The following is a 15,376-nucleotide window of genomic DNA, read 5'->3' as shown; positions in this document are numbered from 1 at the left end:
GACACCCGACTACAAAATACAAAAGTCCGGACGACCGGAAGAACTAGTGTCCTTCAAATTGCACGAAAAGCGTTAGCATCCTGTTAACCCTGACGGCTTCTTAATGAGACTGCAGGAAGTAATGCGTCGCCCGTTTGACCGTTGTCGGTCGGTAATACACCGACTTTTGGCAACTGGAACCGAAGGAGGAGACGATGGGCACTTTGTTGGACTTCGCATCCGCGCACAGGCCCACTTCACGTGTGGGTCAGCGCTCCAATCAATGCAGCTCGGCACGTTGTGAGACATTTGGTGAGGTTATCCTCTTCCCAGGTGTCCGTTACGAGCGTCACGACCTTGATCTTGCCGCACGAATCACGACCATCGGTAAAGCGGCCGGACCAGCTGGTTCCGACAAGGACTGACGGTCCATGCCTCTCCAGCCGCAGTGATACCGAATTCTGGTTTCGTGGTTTGGAGAAACGCCCGATGGGCATTGGTGAAGCGGCTCAGTCCGGCTCCACGCCATCTTTGGCAAGGAGGCGAGGGACACAGCAAAAGGCCTTTATGGCCACCTTGCTGCTTGCGGCCATGCTTGCCGGATGCACGCGCCCGACCGGAGACTTTGATCGCGCCAGACCTTCGGTTGTGCATGACGACCTGATGCCAGCGGTCGGCAACGAAGCCGCCAGGCTGCGAGGCGATCCGGTTTCCAAATTCAACTACACCAATGATGAAAAGCTGCTGCGCAAACGCGGCTGGACACTGATCCGGCCACCTTGGACCAAGGACTGGATCGGCGGTACCATGGTGGAGCTTTCCCGAACAAGAATTCTGCCTGAGACAGAAGGCCGTGTTCCGCCGGATCTCTATTTGATTTACCTGCGCTCCGACAAGTTTCAGTCTTCAGATGCCCGATATGACAAGATCGCATCTGATGCCAAGGGCGATGCGGAACTTGTGATGCCGTTCTGCGAAGTCGCCTTGAGAGTGCAAAAAGCCGACAATGAACGACTTCGGGTTCTGAAGAGCAAGCCAGTTACCACGGAAGAAACCTATGAGGGTGCCAAGGCGCGAGTGTGGGAAAACCGTGTCATGATCAAATGGGTTGGACAGGCGCTGCGTTACCGCATCATCGCCTACAAGAAAGCCCTCGACGGACTGGAGATCGAGACACCCACCCGGGATCGCGTCTGGAAAGTGAACAACGCCATCCGTGAACTGGAAGGGCAAGTCAGGATTGCGGAAAGCGGCTGCGACTTGAGCAAACGCCGTGCCCAGGATGAAACGGTGAAACGATCGCGGATCTTTACCGGATGGGGCACAGAGCGCGCTCCGGTACAAAAATAGCGCAGTCTTGTTTCCGTCCCTGTGCAGTGACCTTCTTGTAGGGTGCGAGGTCCGGTTCTCGACTTTCAAATGTCGCCATGACAGCCTGGCAAACAGCACGCCCAGTAGATGAGATAGCTGATCAAATCCCGGTACAATTCGCAGCCTTGAGAGCCTGGTCCACGTCCGTGGCCCGCGAACCGTGAGGCACATAGGCACGCAGGAGTGCGAACCCGCTGATGGGCTCTTCCGTTTCTATCACAATCAGGTCTTCAAGGTTTTCCGGTGGGTTCTCGCGCAAGATGGAAAGCTGTTCGGTGGTCAGGACCAGCATCGACAGACGTTCAGCGCCTGCTGTGCGGTTGTTGAGGCTGTAAACGGCTTCCCCGGCCGCGTTGAAAAGGCCAATCGACCAAAAGGAAACCGGGATGCTGGCGTCAAACAGAACCGGACCGTTGTCCAGCTGAAAGCGGCAGGTTGCGTGCTTCATGGCCGGATCCAGATCCGGCAAGGCTTCTTCGCCCGGTCGAATGTCAGGTAGCAGATTGAACTGGCGGTCAGGACCATAGGCGGCCACATTGTCGTAGGCACTGTGCTGCACATTGTGCGGAATGCTGAGCACCACGAGAATGTGGATGATCGCTGCCAGACAGAATATCGCCAGCAGCCCAACGGTGAGATTGAAGCGCGGGGAAAGCGTCACGGACACCCAGTCCTTTCGATCAGCGGCACGCTGACGCCATCCAGTGCGGCACCCGTGGTGACTGGTGCGTCATACAATCTGAGCACAAACCGCAGACCGTCACTGGCTTTTGCGGCGGCCGCGAGCGGCAGCCAGTTACCTGAGTGCGGATTGCGGGCAGCGGTTATCTGGAAAGACCCATCCTGAGCCCGCAACAGATCCGAACTCACGAGGTTTCCGCGACCCGGCAGGGTTTCAACCAAGTGTCCATTGCCGTCCAGCGCGGTCAATGTCCAAAGACGTGCTGAGGGTGTTTGTCCCGCAATCCTGTAGATACAGGTCGGGTCGAGTTGCTGTCCTGCGCTGTCTTCACGTGCCACAAGTGCGAGGCCTTCACCATTGGCGAGGGGAATGACGGCTCCACGTGTGTAGATGGCAACAGAATAAGGGTCGGCGTCTGCCGTGCCGGCTTTGGGGTAGGCGTGCCAAGGCCCGATGGTCACCGCATTGAGGGGTTGTTCCCGCTCTATCAGCAAATAGGCCGTGCTGATGCCCAGAAGCGAGGCCAGAACCACGACCAACGCAATGGTCGCCAGTGTACGCACGGGATGGCTTCGATAGGGCCGGATCGCACGGGGCAGTTTTTCCCCGTACCAGGCGGACTCACTAAAAGAAGACCCGTCGGCCCGGCCTTGATCAGGGCCGCGTGTTGCGTGCGACACGGACTGATCAGTCATTGAGCCGCCGCGACATCGGTGGGGTTGGAGTTTTCAGGCACTGCTGCCTTGGCGCTTTTTTGTTCCAGGAGCGTTCGCATGTCAGCGCCGATTTGCTCAAGAAGCTGCTGTGTGCGCCGCTTCAATACCCGCGGCTGAGAGGTGACGACTTGTGTTGCAGCAAGTTTTGCGGGCTGTGACCTGGCGAGCCGCGGCAGGTTTTCGGCTTCGACCCCGGGCATTCGGGCAAGTTCAATCCCTTTGTGGGCATAGTCGTTGTAAAGCTGCCAAGTCATGGCTGGCAGGCTGCCGCCCGTCACGCGCCGCGTGGACGAAAAGTCGTCATTTCCGTACCAGACAGCAGTTGCGAAATTGCCTGTATAGCCGACAAACCAGGCGTCGCGGTATGCGTTGGTGGTGCCCGTTTTGCCTGCGGCGACAACCCCATCGATCCTGGCTCTGCGGGCCGTGCCCGCTTCAACCACATTGACCAGGATATCGTTCATCTGATGAACCTTGTCCTCCGGTAGCACGCGGATGGTTTCCGGTTCGTCGCGTTCGCGCTGATAAAGAACGACACCGTCGCTGTTCTTGACTTCAAGTATTGCATAGGCAGGTGCCTTGAAGCCGCCATTGGCAAAGGTTGCGTAGGACGCGGCCATGTCGACGACGGAGACCTCAGATGAACCGATCGGTAACGAAATTGAGTTCTCGAGCTCGTGTGTCAGCCCCATGGCGTAAGCGGTTTCGATAATCTTCTCACGGCCGAAATCGAGCGACAACCGCACCGGAATGGTGTTGATCGATTTTGTCAGTGCCAGTTTCAGGCTGACCGGTCCCCTATAGCTTCTGTTGTAATTTTTGGGCGACCAGTTGCCGATCCAGACCGGGCGGTCCGGCACGATGCTGGTCGGCTCATAGCCGTTCATGAAGGCCGTCATATAGACGAACGGCTTGAAGGATGACCCTGGTTGTCGCAGGGCGTTGACTGCTCTGTTGAACTGGCTCTCGCCATATGACCTGCCGCCAACCATGGCCACGACAGCGCCGTCTGGGATCATCGATACCAGGGCAGCTTCGCTGGCATCGCGCAGTTTGCCGTTTTCCCTGAGAATGGTTTCCACCGCGAGATCTGCCTGGCGTTGCAGGGCCGGGTCAAGAGTGGTGCGTACCGTCACGATGCGATCGCGAGCAAGCGCCGGATTACGACGCGCAAGCTTCTTGACCTCTTCCAGTGCCCAGTCGAGGAAATACTCCGGCAATTGGTCCTGTGAGCGATCGACAGCCAGAGCCGGGTTGCGCCTTGCACCGATCACCTGACCTTCGGTCAAAAGCGATGCCTGAACCATGTTGGTAAGAACTTCATTCGCGCGTGCTCGAGCCGCAGGCAGATTTATGTGAGGGGCGTATTTGCCGGGTGCCTTGTAAAGGCCAGCCAGCATCGCGCTTTCAGCAAGCGTCAGTTCCCGCACGTTCTTGTTAAAATAAAACTCGGCAGCTGCGGTTACGCCGAACACGCCACCGCCCATATAGGCCCGGTCAAGATAGAGTTTCAGAATTTCCTGCTTGGTAAGGTTCGCCTCGAGCCAGAGCGCCAGATAGGCTTCCTTGATCTTGCGGCTCAGACTGCGCTCATTGGTCAGGAACAGGTTCTTGGCAAGCTGCTGTGTCAGTGTCGAGCCGCCCTGGACGACGCCGCCTGCACGGGCGTTTTCGACCATGGCTCTGAAGGTGCCGACAAAATCGATGCCGAAGTGGAAAAAGAAGCGCCGGTCTTCTGTCGATAGCGTTGCCTTGACGAGGGAATCTGGAATTTCCTCCAGGGGCACGCTGTCATTAAGCACGATCCCGCGGCGGCCAATTTCATTGCCGAAGCGATCCAGGAAGGTCACGGCAAAGTCGTCCGTTGTCTTCCAGTCTGCGTAGCGGGTTGCTTCGAAGGCCGGCTGCGCAAATGCCAGGACCACGATGAATCCTATCAAGCCGAAGGTCAACCCGTCGGATGAAAGCTCTGCCAGACCGCGCCAGATTCCCTTGGCGCGAAAGCGGCGCAAGAACGCATCATAGCCTTCAACCGTTCGCCGGACCGCGGCACCGCTGCGCCACAACGCGGTGTCGACGATGGCATCGATTGCAAGAAAAAACCTGCGGATACGGTGACGCTTTCTCGGCGGCTTCGTAACTTCGGTTTCCTGTGGGTGCGGCTTGTCCGTCACGCGGCCCTGAATCTCCGGGTCAAACTGATCATTTCAAATTACCGGTTTTTTGTCCTCGTGAAAACCGGTGATGGGCATGATGAAAGAATGCTCCGTTTTTATTGATCATTCATTGAAAAAGCTTGCGGATAAATACCGCTAAAACCGCAATGCTTGCCGAGTGGAGGCTAGCATGTTAGGCGCACGCGGCCCCGGCAGTCGTCTGGGCAATGGGGCGGGAACCAAATGACATCCAATCGTGATCAGGGCAAATTGCCATTCTGGAAGACCAAGTCGCTCGAGGACATGAGCAAGCGCGAATGGGAATCTCTTTGCGATGGCTGCGCACGGTGCTGCCTGAACAAATTGGAAGACTGGGACACGGGCGACATTGTCTGGACCCGGGTTGCCTGTACCTTGCTTGATGGCGAGACCTGCCGTTGCAAGGACTACGAAAACAGAGCGGCGACTGTTCCCGATTGCATTCAATTGACACCGACTGAAGTCAAGACGCTCACCTGGCTGCCGCCCACTTGTGCCTATCGGCTCGTTTCAGAAGGAGAGGACCTTTATTGGTGGCATCCCCTTGTTTCAGGCACTTCGGAGACGGTGCACGAGGCGGGTGTCTCAGCAAGGGGCCGCACTGTTCCGGAAGACGGCATGGCACTGGAAGACTATGAAAACCATGTGGTGACCTGGCCTGGTGATCTGCCGGCCTAAATCTCGGCACGCCTCAACTGCACCGAAGATCAAGCACCAAAACCAGTTCGCTCAGCTTTGAAGCAGGAAGGCTTCAACGTGACGGCGAAGCCGCCCCTCCAGGGAAGCCAGGTCCGTAATCTGGTGACTTTTCAACAAGATCGCACCATGGATCATAAAAGCGATGAGTCCATCGGTCATTTCCTCCGGTGTCCTGTCGGTGCGCAGTTTCGGCTCCATGGTTGCTGTTTGCTGCCAGAGCTTCAGAAATGTCACCAGATCGGCATCAAGTGTGTCGAGAGTTTCAACAAACTCTGCCGCGCAATTTGGCTTGGTCACGCCAATATTGTCCAAAAACAATCGAAGAATGGTCGGGCTGTCCGTGATGACTGTGATCAGGGCCATGATGCGTTGCATCAGTAAACCGACCGGGTCCGAAATCTCTCGATCCGGTTCCTGTTCGTTTTTCTGCGCCGAGAGCGCTTTCAAGCGATCCAAAAGAACATGCGACAACAGGCCGTCCATATCGCCGAAGTGAGAGAAGACGGTACCCTTCGCGACACTTGCTTCTTGTGCAACAGCTTCTGCTGTTACCTGCTCCAGTCCATGTTTTTTGCTCAAATCCCGAGCGGCGTCCAGAACACGGGCCTTGGTCGCAATGCTGCGCTGTTGTGGTTTGCGTGTCATGAACCCTCAATAAAATGACCGCGGTCAAAAAATACCTTGACCTGTGAATCTAACGATGTCAAAAAATGACCACGGTCAATTTTTGTACAATTCACGTATCTCTCAATTGGATTTGGTCATGACACGAATTCTTGTATTGGACGGACACCCCGAGTTTGGGTCGTTTTGTGGTTCGCTCGCTGGTGCATATGCCAAAGAAGCGGAAGCAGGTGGGCATGAAATCCGGTTGAGGTACCTGTCCAAGATGACCTTCAATCCAGATCTGGGCACGTCAAATTTCGCAAAGACGCCGCCGCTTGAACCCGATCTTGAGGCGGTCTGGCAAGATATCGTCTGGTGCCAGCACATTGTGGTCGCGCATCCGCTGTGGTGGGGCGGTCATCCTGCGAAACTGAAGGGACTGTTCGACCGGGTGTTGTTGCCCGGAAAGGCTTTTCAGTATGTCAAAGGCAAGGCTTTGCCGGAAAAGCTCTTGGCCGGGCGCACTTCGCAAGTGCTGGTGACCTCGGACACACCTAACTGGTTCTACCGTTGGGTCTATGGTTCAGGTTCCCGCAAACAGACGGAGAAACAAATTCTGGGCTTCTGCGGCTTGAAGCCCAAGGGTTATCATATGTTTTCCCAGATCAAGGGATCGACAGATGAAAGCCGCGCGAAGATGATTGAACGCGCGGCAGAGCTCGGTCGTAAAGCTGCTTGAGAACACCCTTACCGATCTACCGTCAAATTGTTATTGCGCCGATTTGCTTGATTTGAGTTCTGCCTCGGATTTGCGGCGTTCGTACTCATTAAAAAAGACAACATAGTACTGATAGATGTTGCCGACATAATCGACAGGCTGCCGGCCGATTTCAGAGGCAACGATCCACTCTACATTGCCGAACCACTTGTCCGGGTCGTAGCCCTGCATTTTGGCTTTCTCCCGCAAATTTGCGAAGCGGCTCGGTCCGGCGTTGTAGGCCGCCAGCGCAAAAAAGGTCTGGCTTGCCGGATCTGGTGCAAGTTTCGGAAAATAGGAATCTGCCAGATACCGTAGGTACTTGACGCCGGCATGCACGTTTTTTTCCGTGTCGGAAGCGATGCCGCGGATATTGATAGGGTTTCCTTCAGCGGTCGCGGGCTTGATCTGCATCAGGCCAACCGCACCCGCGCCGCTTCTTGCTGCCGGGTCGAATTTTGATTCCTGATAGCTCTGCGCAGCAATCAGCAACCAGTCGATTTCGTATTCCTTCCCATATTTCTGGAAAAAGGCGCGGAACCTGGCCAGCTTTTCATCATAGTCCGCTTTGCGCATTTCCTTAAGGTAAGTCGCTTCCTGCAAATACCGTTTGAAAATGATGTTTCCCAGCAATGTGCCTTTCTTGACGGTGGGAACAAAACCGTCGATTTCCTGCAGCAGGGCCGGGGCGTTCTTTCGAACAGCGATTGCGATTTCCCCATCCTTTCGGACGGCAGCCTCAGGATGTAGCTTGAGCCCATCCAGCACGTCGAGCCAGAGTTCTGCCTTGTGCCGGTCGACGATCACCATGGGAATGCCGCCGGCGGCGACCATCTCCATCAGATCCTCGTCTTCCAAGCGCTCGTCCGAATAGACGAGGTCCATCGTTTTTTTGCCTTCACGGGCAAGTTTTCGGTTCAGCGCGTCGAGGCTTCGCGAATAGGAAGCCGATTTGCGGACATAGATTGTTTTCCCAGACAGTTCGTCGACTGAAAGGATCTCAGGGACGCTGTCAGCTGTGACCGGCACTTCTTGCACGCCCTTGAGAAGCGGAGCCGAAAAGGTGACAAGCTTTTCCCTGTCTTCAGTTATCGTCAGATTGCCAAGCGCAATATCACCGCGGGCATCGGACAGGTCCTTAAACAAGTTTGCCCGTTGTGTGGGGATCAGAACAATTTCGAAGTCCTTGACCTTGTCGCCATGGGTCGTTGCCAGGTGTTTTTCGAACTCGATCATTAGATCGGCCGAACTGCCGCGTTTCACACCCTTGTCGATAAAGAAGCCCGTTTTGGAGAACGGTACAAGTACACGCAGGTATCCCCGCTCAATAAGATCGTCAAAGTCGCCTTCGAAAGGTTGACGCAGAACTTCTTCCAGGTTTTCAGCGAGTTCCGTATCTGCGCTATATCCCCGTTCTGAAAAGAAGAAAGCACTCGATACGGCGATGAATATAACCAAGAACGCATGTTTGTAGATGCGGACAAGTCTGCTGGACAGTTTCATTTGAAGCCCCGGTTTCAAAAACTGATCGCCAATTTAAGCCTCAAGTGTACCTCTCGATCAAGAAGGCCTGCTCAAGATCCGGGAGCGCTATCGTTTAAAGGTGAGATCAACCGTGCCGATTGTAATGCCCGCTTTCATCACCTTTGCGGTGTTGCGAACCGTGCGCTTGTCGGTCTGGGTCAGCGTATCGTCAAAGCGGAGTTTGATGGGGCCATTTTCGGTTTCAAGTTCGGCAATGTATGAAAACCGAAGTGACCCGTCTTCATTGGTGACGACATTTGTTGGGCTCAGCACATCGGCGCGTTGGCCAATATACCGGTCCTCAGAGACTTTCTGGAAAAACCAGGTTTTGGTATCGCGTTCACCGTCTTCGTAAACGAAGTCTTCGCGAAGGCGAAGAGTAAATGTGCGCGGGTTCCAGGTCCCGGTCAAATAGACCTTGAAGGGGCGATAGACGCCGGCAATCTTGCTTTCAAAAACACCTTCTCCGACCGTTTTGCCCCGGAAGAATTCTTCCAGAACCAGTGGTTTGGCGAGGACCGGAGCAGAGGTCGCTAGCAGTGAAACAAGAAAAACGAATACCAGTCTTTTCCAGCTTTGGATCATGTGTCGGCGCCTTGTGCTTGTTGCTGCTTGCACAATGTCCTACGGGCGCAAAGGTAAACTGGATTTGTAGGCTAGCCGCCAAAACGCTGTTGCCAGGTCGGGACCGGATCGTCTGAGGCCGGGGTCGCGTTGTAGATACCTCTTGCAATCGCACGGGCCAGACAGGATGCAGCTGCCGCACCGAGTTGCACCATATCTTCCAGGCCGTTTTCCAATCGCTGCTGCCCTGTCGACATTGCGAAAACCAAATCTCCGTCCAGAGGCGTATGCGCGGGCCAGAGCGCGCGCGCCAGTCCGTCATGCGCCATCACAGCGAGCCGTTTGGCTTCGCCCTTCGTGAGGATCGCGTCCGTTGCCACGGCCGCAATTGTCGTGTTGGCACCAGCCTTCAGGGCATCAAGTTTCGTTCGTACGGTCGTGCTGTCGTCCGGCATGGGGTGAGCCATTCCTTTGCCGCCGAACTCGTGACCGACTTCAAATGGAGCTGCCCAGAAATGGGGGCTGTCGCCAATGGTTGCGCGGCCAAGTGCATTCACCGCAACAATCGCACCGATGGTGACGCCATTGTCGAGTTTGTGCGAAGCCGATCCGAGTCCGCCCTTGAGATTGGCTGTCGTGGCACCAGTGCCCGCACCGACGGAGCCGAGAACGAAATCATACGAAATGTCGTCCAGTGCAGATCGGCCGAGATCTCTGTACGGCGCTGCCTGCCCCCAGCTCTTGTCGCCGCCATTTAACAGGTCAAACAGGATTGCCGTTGGTACGATCGGGACACGAACCGGGCCGATTTCAAAGCCATATCCCAGCTCCGCGAGACGGCCCTGAACACCCGCACCTGCGTCCAGCCCGAACGCGGAGCCGCCCGCAAGAACGATCGCGTCGATCTTCTCGACAGTCTGTTCGGGTTCCAGCAATGCGATTTCCCGCGTTCCCGGAGCGCCGCCGTGTATTGCGACCGACGTCACGGCCGGTTCGTCCGGCACCAGCACGGTTGCCCCGGATTTGAGTTCCTGGTCCGAAGCATTTCCAACTTTCAGACCCGGAACATCGGTGATCAGATTGCGCATGCCGGCCATTGGGAGACTGTCCCTGTGATATGATGGGTCAAAAAAAGAGTTTGATCCCAATGATTTCAGGTGTCTAGGCTTTTGTAGCCTCTGCGTACATACAGAAGAGATTTACCGGGGTCGGTCATCCGCAGATCCGCAACCGTTCCGACGATAATCGAGTGTGTTCCCATTTCGGTTACCGAGAATACTTCGCAGTCGACGCTGAGACGCGCGCTGTCGAGGGCAGGACACCCGGTGGCAAGGTTGGTCCAGTCACCTCTGGCGAACCGATCCGGCATCTCCAGTTTGTCACGTCCGGCAAAGACGTCCGAGATGTGCTCGTGATCATCGCTAAGCGTGTTGAGGCAAAAGCATCTGTTCTTCAATAGAGCGCCATGGATGCGGGTCTGCCTGTTCAGGCAGATCAATATGCTGGGCGGTTCATCACTGACTGAACAGGCGGCAGAAACGGTTGCTCCCATGCGCCCGCCTGCGCCATCCGTTGTTACGACGTGTACCGCGGCTGCGATACGGCTCATGGCTTCGCGAAAACTCTGCTTGTCCAGCGTGAGATCGGCCTGGTCGCTCATATCGGAGGAAGAAGGTGTAATGACGTCTCTCCTTGAGGCCATGGATTGGGAATCGAAACATATGGCCCTGGAGGTTAAAGTCTATGCTTCTTCAAAACCCCTGCCTAGAGCGTCAACCGCATTTCCTTTTCGCCAAATTGCCAATTCAGACCTTAGCGGGAGTGTCAAATTCAGCACCTCCCGATTGAGCTCCCTGCGTCATGGCGTTACGGATAGAATATTCAAAACCGGATCGTTGGGATGACACATGACTTATCAGCAGCTTGTTGCAAGCCTCGGAGTTGTTGCCTGTAGTCTAATTTCCAACCCGTCTATTGCAGATGTAACCGTTGCAATCGCTGGTCCGATGGACGGACAGTTCGGGGCCTTTGGTGCACAGATGCAGGCAGGAGCAGCGCAGGCCGTTGCTGATATCAACGCAGCTGGCGGCGTTCGAGGGGAAAAGCTGGTGCTGGAAGTCGCTGATGACGGCTGCAACGATGAAAAAGCTGTCGCAGTTGCCAACCAGCTCATTGGTAAGGGCGCGGTTTTCGTGGCCGGTCATTTTTGTTTCGGCGCATCAATCGCAGCGAGTGCAGTCTATGCAGATGCGGGAATAATCCAAATCTCCCCGGCGACCACTTTACCGAGGTTTACCGACGGAGGGCCAGACACCGGCATTTTCAGGCTCGCGCCTCGTGACGATGCACAAGCCGTTGTTGCAGGCCAATTGCTGGCCTCCGAGTTTGCCTCCAGTCGCATTGCTATTCTTCATGACAAGACAGCCTATGGCAAAGGCCTGACTGATGCGGTGAAAGCCGTCATGAATGATCGTGGCGTTACGGAGAGCATTGCCCTGGGTTTCGATGCCGGCGAGGACAATTACCGCAATCTCGTTACCCAGCTGAGTTTGGAGAATGTCGATGTAGTCTATCTCGGTGGTTATCATCCCGAGGCCGGTCTGATCGGGCTCGAGATGGCCCGCCAGGGTCTTGATGCTCAGTTGATCGGTGGCGATGCCCTCATGACCGAAGAATTCTGGTCGGTCGCTGGTCCAGCTGGGGAAGGGACACTGCTTACCTATCCCGAAATACCAAGGGAGGTTGAGGCATCCAAAGATGTGGTCGCCGATCTGGAAGAAGCCGGTCTATCTGCAGATCGCTATGCCCTGACAACCTATGCGGCCCTTCAAGCCTGGGCACAGGCAATGGAACAGGCTGACAACCCGACGTTCGAGGCGGTTGCCGGCTCACTTGAAAATGGAGCGTTCGAGACCGTTCTGGGAACTGTCCGTTTTGATGAAAACGGCGACGCCAACGTACCGGCCTATGTCTGGTATGAATGGCAAAACGGCGCTCCACAGCCCCGATCCAGATAGGCAGCAGGACAGATACCCCCACGCCCCAAAGGCTGATGTAGCTGCCGGCCTTTTTGGAACAAGCCAATTTCAAGCTGACTTCCTTGATTGGAACCATCAGACCAAATTCAAATTCCTGCATTGTCTTATGGATGAACCGGGTTTAGCACCTTAAGAGTGCCAGCGCAGGGCGGAGCCAAATTCAAGGCTGCCCGAATTTGAACACCACCATGAACCCAATCTGAACGCCACATTCAGCGCGAGTTCCGTGCCTGCATTCTACTTTCCGATTGTCTTCAACACGCGGCGAGGCCGCACCGACGAGAGGAAGTCCAGATGTTTCGCAAAGTTGTTCTCAGCGCCACTGCAGCGGTTTTTCTTTCCACCGCAGTTCTGCCGGCCAACGCAAACGGCATAAATATCGAACAGTTTGGGTTCGGCCATGTTGCCGGCGGCAATCAGAATGGTTTCAACAACCTGATCGGCATTTTTCAGGACGGTCATGCCAACGAAACCATCAACAACCAGTTTGGCAATCACAACACCACTGCAATCGGCCAGACAGGGGCCCACAACTTCGCCGATACCTGGCAGAACGGCTTTGGCAACTCTGCTGGTGTTGGTCAGTTCGGCACAGACCATAACGCAGTGATGACGCAGGATGGGAACGGCAATATTGCCGCGGGTGTACAGGTTGGTCATGGCTGTGATGCATCCGTCAAGCAGGCCGGTTCCGGTAATGTCGCGGCCTTCGTTCAGACCTGCCCGTAATGCCCGAATACTTCCCGACACTTTTGGTTGGCCGGTTGATCCGGCCGCCGAAAGAGCCAACAGGAGGACATCATGAAATCCAACCTTAAAGCCTTGAGCCTTGCAGTCCTGATCGCCGGTATTGGCGGTGTTCACTACGCAACTGACGCGTCGCAAGCATATGAAAATGCCAATCGCACAGCTTGCGGGATCGACACAGAGACTGGTGGAAACTCCGTAATGCTGACCGGCATCGCAACAGGTCTTCCCGGGGAAACCGGCCAGTATCGCTTGACCATAAGGGGTGGTGGTTCTGGAGGTACGACTTCCACCAGTCAGGGTGGCGCCTTTGAAATCGGGCCGGATGGCCGCGCTGAAACAGGCCGTGTCATGCTTGGCAATGACGGCGTCTACGATGCACGCTTTCAATACCAGATCGGCAGCGAGACCTTTGACTGCGAAACCCGCATCGGCGACCGCATCTGACATCCTTCAAATTCAGGAAATTTACTCATGACCCGCAACATTGTCCGTACTATCGCCGCAGCTGCTTTGTTCAGTGGTATCGCAGCAAGCCCTGTTCTTGCCGGGGGAGGCTTCTCCATCACACTTAATCCGCAAAATGGTGAGCAGCAGACACTAATGCGAGCTGGTCTTGTGGCAGCAGCGATCGCCAACGATCTGAGCAAACAGGGCGGAATCAAGCAGAATGGTATTGGCAATACGGCCGGTATTCTACAAAACGGCTTCGGCAATCAGGGCATAGTTTTCCAGGAAGGAAACGGCCACAACGGATCTCTCAAACAGAACGGCAACAGCAATGCCTACGGTTTGTTTCAATTCGGTCGAAACACAAATGGCCACGTTGTTCAAAACGGGCATGGTCAGACAGGAACGACCTTCCAGTTCGGATGGTAACGGGACAAGACTTGAACCCGGCAAATGAAGAGGCACGCAGCTTTGCCAGCTAGCGTGCCTCTTTCATTGGATACGAGATGTCATCAACTGCGGCGACCAGTTCCCTTGATATTGAGGTTCACCCTGTCTGCGTAAATGGGAAGCCCGGCGTCCATTCCGTATAAGCTCCGAAAGAAAGCTCCTGAGACTTCGAAAGCAACCCGGCCCTTGGAGTTTGGATTGATCGTCACCGAAAGCGTCGTACGTTTTTGTTTGCCGCGCATGACCAGGACGCCATCAACTTCGGCAGTGTTCTGGCCGGTAATTCTGACACGGGTGCTTTGAAACTTTGCGATTGGGTGTTTGGCGACATCGAACATCGCCGAGCTTTTCAAGAAGCCGGTCACCTTGTTGTTATTGGTTGTCACGCTACTCAGGTCCACCGTCACCTCGACACGGCTTTTCTCAGGCCGTTTTTGATCGAGTACCATTTTCCCGGAGACCTTGGTGAAGGCGCCGGTTACGGGACCGCGACCGAGAACGCGGACGGAAAATCCGGTTTCAATTTGAGAAGGTGAGAGGGTGTAAGTTCCTGTAAGAGGCCCTGCATAGGCTGGAAGCGAGGCTGAAAGAAGACCGCCCGCACACGCGGCGACGGCAAGAAACTTGGCGGTTTTCCGCGCGAAATTTGAAATTGTCGAGTGTAGAAACGTCATCGATATTGTCCCTGTTCAGCTCATGGGTACGAGAGAGTTCGCGAGACCAGGCTCCGCGAGGTCCGACGGCAAATGGTTCCTCAGAGAACCACTCCATCAATCTAGTCATTTCCTACCGTTCGGTATTGTGCGCTAAGTCACTTGACTTTGAAGTCACAATGCAGCGACTGAATTGGCTGGTAGCGCGCGCAAAATCGGCCACAAAAGGCATTAACCTTTCGGTAAGAAAGTGGCGCGCGCGGTATTCTTCCAGCACTGATGACGCGGTATCTTCTCTGAAAACACGGGGTTGGTAATGCGTCGCACCTGTCTTTTCAGCTTTTTGCTTTCGGCCTTGGCTTTGGTCGTGATGTCGAACTCATCGCCTTTGAGTGCTGCAGAACTTGTCGGATTTTCCGATCACAGGTTCCAGCCTGGAACGATCGTCATCAAAAATTCCGAAAAGCGCCTCTACTTGGTGCTGCGGGGAAATCGGGCGATCCGCTACAAGGTGGCCGTTGGAAAAAGTAGGAAAGCCTGGACAGGGTTGGCACATATCACGGCCAAGTATGTCAAGCCGGACTGGTCGCCTTCTCCTGAAGTTCGCAGGGACTTTCCTCATCTGCCCGCTGTGATCAGGGGAGGGGCGTCAAACAATCCGATGGGTGTTGCGGCGATGACGCTCTCAAACGGAAATTACGCTATACATGGAACCAATCGCCCCGGTTCCATCGGGCGCGCGGTATCTTACGGCTGCATCCGCATGGCCAATCATGACATCCAGGATCTGTTCCAGCGGGTCGGGGTCAGGACACCTGTTGTGGCAGTGCAATAACCTCAGTTTTGCAGCGCTGGGACAGCTTGCCGCATTTAGTATCCACGCCTTGGAGGAAACCCCTCGTCTTCAGACGAGCCCGCTTTAGCGTGAAGTGAATAAGAATGACC

Annotated in this window: 18 protein-coding genes; 9 read left to right on the top strand and 9 right to left on the bottom strand. The window is 55.2% G+C overall.

Annotated elements, in window-relative coordinates; translation table 11 throughout:
- Positions 1–194: 194 nt before the first annotated feature.
- Both Q0835_RS24845 and Q0835_RS24840 read left to right on the top strand, forming a co-directional pair.
- Positions 195–404 carry a hypothetical protein gene (locus Q0835_RS24845; RefSeq protein WP_298818546.1) on the top strand — a complete coding sequence of 70 codons (210 nt, stop codon included), beginning with the start codon at positions 195–197 and terminating at the stop codon, positions 402–404.
- Positions 405–468: 64 nt separating this feature from the next.
- Positions 469–1,329 (top strand): hypothetical protein, encoded by an 861-nt coding sequence (locus Q0835_RS24840; RefSeq protein WP_298818548.1) that lies wholly within the window; start codon positions 469–471, stop codon positions 1,327–1,329.
- Between the two features lie 121 nt (positions 1,330–1,450).
- On the opposite strand, the gene Q0835_RS24835 is transcribed toward Q0835_RS24840, so the two are convergent.
- Genes Q0835_RS24835 through Q0835_RS24825 form a run of 3 tightly spaced genes read right to left on the bottom strand, consistent with a single transcriptional unit; the run spans position 1,451 to position 4,829 of the window.
- On the bottom strand, positions 1,451–2,011 hold the full coding sequence (locus tag Q0835_RS24835) for a hypothetical protein (RefSeq protein WP_298965300.1): 561 nt from the start codon (positions 2,009–2,011) through the stop codon (positions 1,451–1,453).
- Entirely contained in the window at positions 2,008–2,727 is a 720-nt protein-coding gene (locus Q0835_RS24830) for a DUF1214 domain-containing protein (RefSeq protein ID WP_298965297.1), read from the bottom strand. The genes Q0835_RS24835 and Q0835_RS24830 overlap by 4 nt, the downstream gene beginning before the upstream one ends.
- Positions 2,724–4,829 (bottom strand): PBP1A family penicillin-binding protein, encoded by a 2,106-nt coding sequence (locus Q0835_RS24825; RefSeq protein ID WP_298818626.1) that lies wholly within the window; start codon positions 4,827–4,829, stop codon positions 2,724–2,726. The genes Q0835_RS24830 and Q0835_RS24825 overlap by 4 nt, the downstream gene beginning before the upstream one ends.
- Positions 4,830–5,147: 318 nt before the next feature.
- On the opposite strand from Q0835_RS24825, the gene Q0835_RS24820 reads away from it, so the two are divergent.
- On the top strand, positions 5,148–5,621 hold the full coding sequence (locus Q0835_RS24820) for a YcgN family cysteine cluster protein (RefSeq protein ID WP_298818554.1): 474 nt from the start codon (positions 5,148–5,150) through the stop codon (positions 5,619–5,621).
- 51 nt (positions 5,622–5,672) lie between these two features.
- On the opposite strand, the gene Q0835_RS24815 is transcribed toward Q0835_RS24820, so the two are convergent.
- The gene (locus Q0835_RS24815; RefSeq protein WP_298818555.1) at positions 5,673–6,287 is read right to left on the bottom strand and encodes a TetR/AcrR family transcriptional regulator; all 615 of its coding nucleotides are present in this window, start codon (positions 6,285–6,287) and stop codon (positions 5,673–5,675) included.
- A gap of 118 nt (positions 6,288–6,405) precedes the next feature.
- Between Q0835_RS24815 and Q0835_RS24810 the strand changes: the two genes are divergently transcribed.
- Positions 6,406–6,987 (top strand): NAD(P)H-dependent oxidoreductase, encoded by a 582-nt coding sequence (locus tag Q0835_RS24810; RefSeq protein ID WP_298818557.1) that lies wholly within the window; start codon positions 6,406–6,408, stop codon positions 6,985–6,987.
- 30 nt (positions 6,988–7,017) lie between these two features.
- Here the strand turns inward: Q0835_RS24810 and Q0835_RS24805 are convergent, their stop codons facing one another.
- The 4 genes from Q0835_RS24805 to Q0835_RS24790 form a co-directional block, all read right to left on the bottom strand.
- The gene (locus Q0835_RS24805; RefSeq protein ID WP_298818559.1) at positions 7,018–8,508 is read right to left on the bottom strand and encodes a transglycosylase SLT domain-containing protein; all 1,491 of its coding nucleotides are present in this window, start codon (positions 8,506–8,508) and stop codon (positions 7,018–7,020) included.
- 87 nt (positions 8,509–8,595) lie between these two features.
- Positions 8,596–9,114, bottom strand: coding sequence for a DUF3833 family protein (locus tag Q0835_RS24800; RefSeq protein ID WP_298818561.1), 519 nt, complete (start codon positions 9,112–9,114; stop codon positions 8,596–8,598).
- A 71-nt stretch (positions 9,115–9,185) separates the two neighbouring features.
- Positions 9,186–10,190 carry a P1 family peptidase gene (locus Q0835_RS24795; protein ID WP_298965295.1) on the bottom strand — a complete coding sequence of 335 codons (1,005 nt, stop codon included), beginning with the start codon at positions 10,188–10,190 and terminating at the stop codon, positions 9,186–9,188.
- A 56-nt stretch (positions 10,191–10,246) separates the two neighbouring features.
- Positions 10,247–10,795 carry a flavin reductase gene (locus tag Q0835_RS24790; RefSeq protein WP_298818565.1) on the bottom strand — a complete coding sequence of 183 codons (549 nt, stop codon included), beginning with the start codon at positions 10,793–10,795 and terminating at the stop codon, positions 10,247–10,249.
- Between the two features lie 205 nt (positions 10,796–11,000).
- Here Q0835_RS24790 and Q0835_RS24785 point away from each other — a divergent pair, with 205 nt between their 5' ends.
- The 4 genes from Q0835_RS24785 (at position 11,001) to Q0835_RS24770 (ending at position 13,757) form a co-directional block, all read left to right on the top strand.
- The gene (locus Q0835_RS24785) at positions 11,001–12,110 is read left to right on the top strand and encodes a branched-chain amino acid ABC transporter substrate-binding protein (RefSeq protein ID WP_298965293.1); all 1,110 of its coding nucleotides are present in this window, start codon (positions 11,001–11,003) and stop codon (positions 12,108–12,110) included.
- Between the two features lie 315 nt (positions 12,111–12,425).
- Positions 12,426–12,860: a curlin gene (locus tag Q0835_RS24780; RefSeq protein WP_298965291.1), complete on the top strand. Its 435-nt coding sequence runs from the start codon at positions 12,426–12,428 to the stop codon at positions 12,858–12,860.
- A 72-nt stretch (positions 12,861–12,932) separates the two neighbouring features.
- Positions 12,933–13,325, top strand: a complete 393-nt coding sequence (csgH, locus tag Q0835_RS24775; RefSeq protein WP_298818571.1) for a curli-like amyloid fiber formation chaperone CsgH — start codon at positions 12,933–12,935, stop codon at positions 13,323–13,325.
- Between the two features lie 27 nt (positions 13,326–13,352).
- The gene (locus tag Q0835_RS24770) at positions 13,353–13,757 is read left to right on the top strand and encodes a curlin (protein WP_298965289.1); all 405 of its coding nucleotides are present in this window, start codon (positions 13,353–13,355) and stop codon (positions 13,755–13,757) included.
- Positions 13,758–13,840: 83 nt separating this feature from the next.
- Here the strand turns inward: Q0835_RS24770 and Q0835_RS24765 are convergent, their stop codons facing one another.
- Positions 13,841–14,452: a YceI family protein gene (locus Q0835_RS24765; RefSeq protein ID WP_298818574.1), complete on the bottom strand. Its 612-nt coding sequence runs from the start codon at positions 14,450–14,452 to the stop codon at positions 13,841–13,843.
- 295 nt (positions 14,453–14,747) lie between these two features.
- Between Q0835_RS24765 and Q0835_RS24760 the strand changes: the two genes are divergently transcribed.
- Entirely contained in the window at positions 14,748–15,266 is a 519-nt protein-coding gene (locus tag Q0835_RS24760; protein WP_298818577.1) for a L,D-transpeptidase, read from the top strand.
- Positions 15,267–15,376: the final 110 nt, after the last annotated feature.

It is taken from the genome of uncultured Roseibium sp. (genome assembly GCF_947499295.1).
Lineage (GTDB): Bacteria > Pseudomonadota > Alphaproteobacteria > Rhizobiales > Stappiaceae > Roseibium.
Note: the sequence above shows the minus strand (reverse complement) of the source record. Positions and strands in the feature narration are given on the sequence as shown.

Coding starts and splice junctions, on each gene's coding strand:
- Q0835_RS24845 (WP_298818546.1), top strand. CDS start 195: ATGGGCACTTTGTTGGACTTCGCATCCGCGCACAGGCCCACTTCACGT.
- Q0835_RS24840 (WP_298818548.1), top strand. CDS start 469: ATGGGCATTGGTGAAGCGGCTCAGTCCGGCTCCACGCCATCTTTGGCA.
- Q0835_RS24830 (WP_298965297.1), bottom strand. CDS start 2,727: ATGACTGATCAGTCCGTGTCGCACGCAACACGCGGCCCTGATCAAGGC.
- Q0835_RS24820 (WP_298818554.1), top strand. CDS start 5,148: ATGACATCCAATCGTGATCAGGGCAAATTGCCATTCTGGAAGACCAAG.
- Q0835_RS24815 (WP_298818555.1), bottom strand. CDS start 6,287: ATGACACGCAAACCACAACAGCGCAGCATTGCGACCAAGGCCCGTGTT.
- Q0835_RS24810 (WP_298818557.1), top strand. CDS start 6,406: ATGACACGAATTCTTGTATTGGACGGACACCCCGAGTTTGGGTCGTTT.
- Q0835_RS24805 (WP_298818559.1), bottom strand. CDS start 8,508: ATGAAACTGTCCAGCAGACTTGTCCGCATCTACAAACATGCGTTCTTG.
- Q0835_RS24800 (WP_298818561.1), bottom strand. CDS start 9,114: ATGATCCAAAGCTGGAAAAGACTGGTATTCGTTTTTCTTGTTTCACTG.
- Q0835_RS24795 (WP_298965295.1), bottom strand. CDS start 10,190: ATGGCCGGCATGCGCAATCTGATCACCGATGTTCCGGGTCTGAAAGTT.
- Q0835_RS24790 (WP_298818565.1), bottom strand. CDS start 10,795: ATGGCCTCAAGGAGAGACGTCATTACACCTTCTTCCTCCGATATGAGC.
- Q0835_RS24785 (WP_298965293.1), top strand. CDS start 11,001: ATGACTTATCAGCAGCTTGTTGCAAGCCTCGGAGTTGTTGCCTGTAGT.
- Q0835_RS24780 (WP_298965291.1), top strand. CDS start 12,426: ATGTTTCGCAAAGTTGTTCTCAGCGCCACTGCAGCGGTTTTTCTTTCC.
- csgH (WP_298818571.1), top strand. CDS start 12,933: ATGAAATCCAACCTTAAAGCCTTGAGCCTTGCAGTCCTGATCGCCGGT.
- Q0835_RS24770 (WP_298965289.1), top strand. CDS start 13,353: ATGACCCGCAACATTGTCCGTACTATCGCCGCAGCTGCTTTGTTCAGT.
- Q0835_RS24765 (WP_298818574.1), bottom strand. CDS start 14,452: ATGACGTTTCTACACTCGACAATTTCAAATTTCGCGCGGAAAACCGCC.
- Q0835_RS24760 (WP_298818577.1), top strand. CDS start 14,748: ATGCGTCGCACCTGTCTTTTCAGCTTTTTGCTTTCGGCCTTGGCTTTG.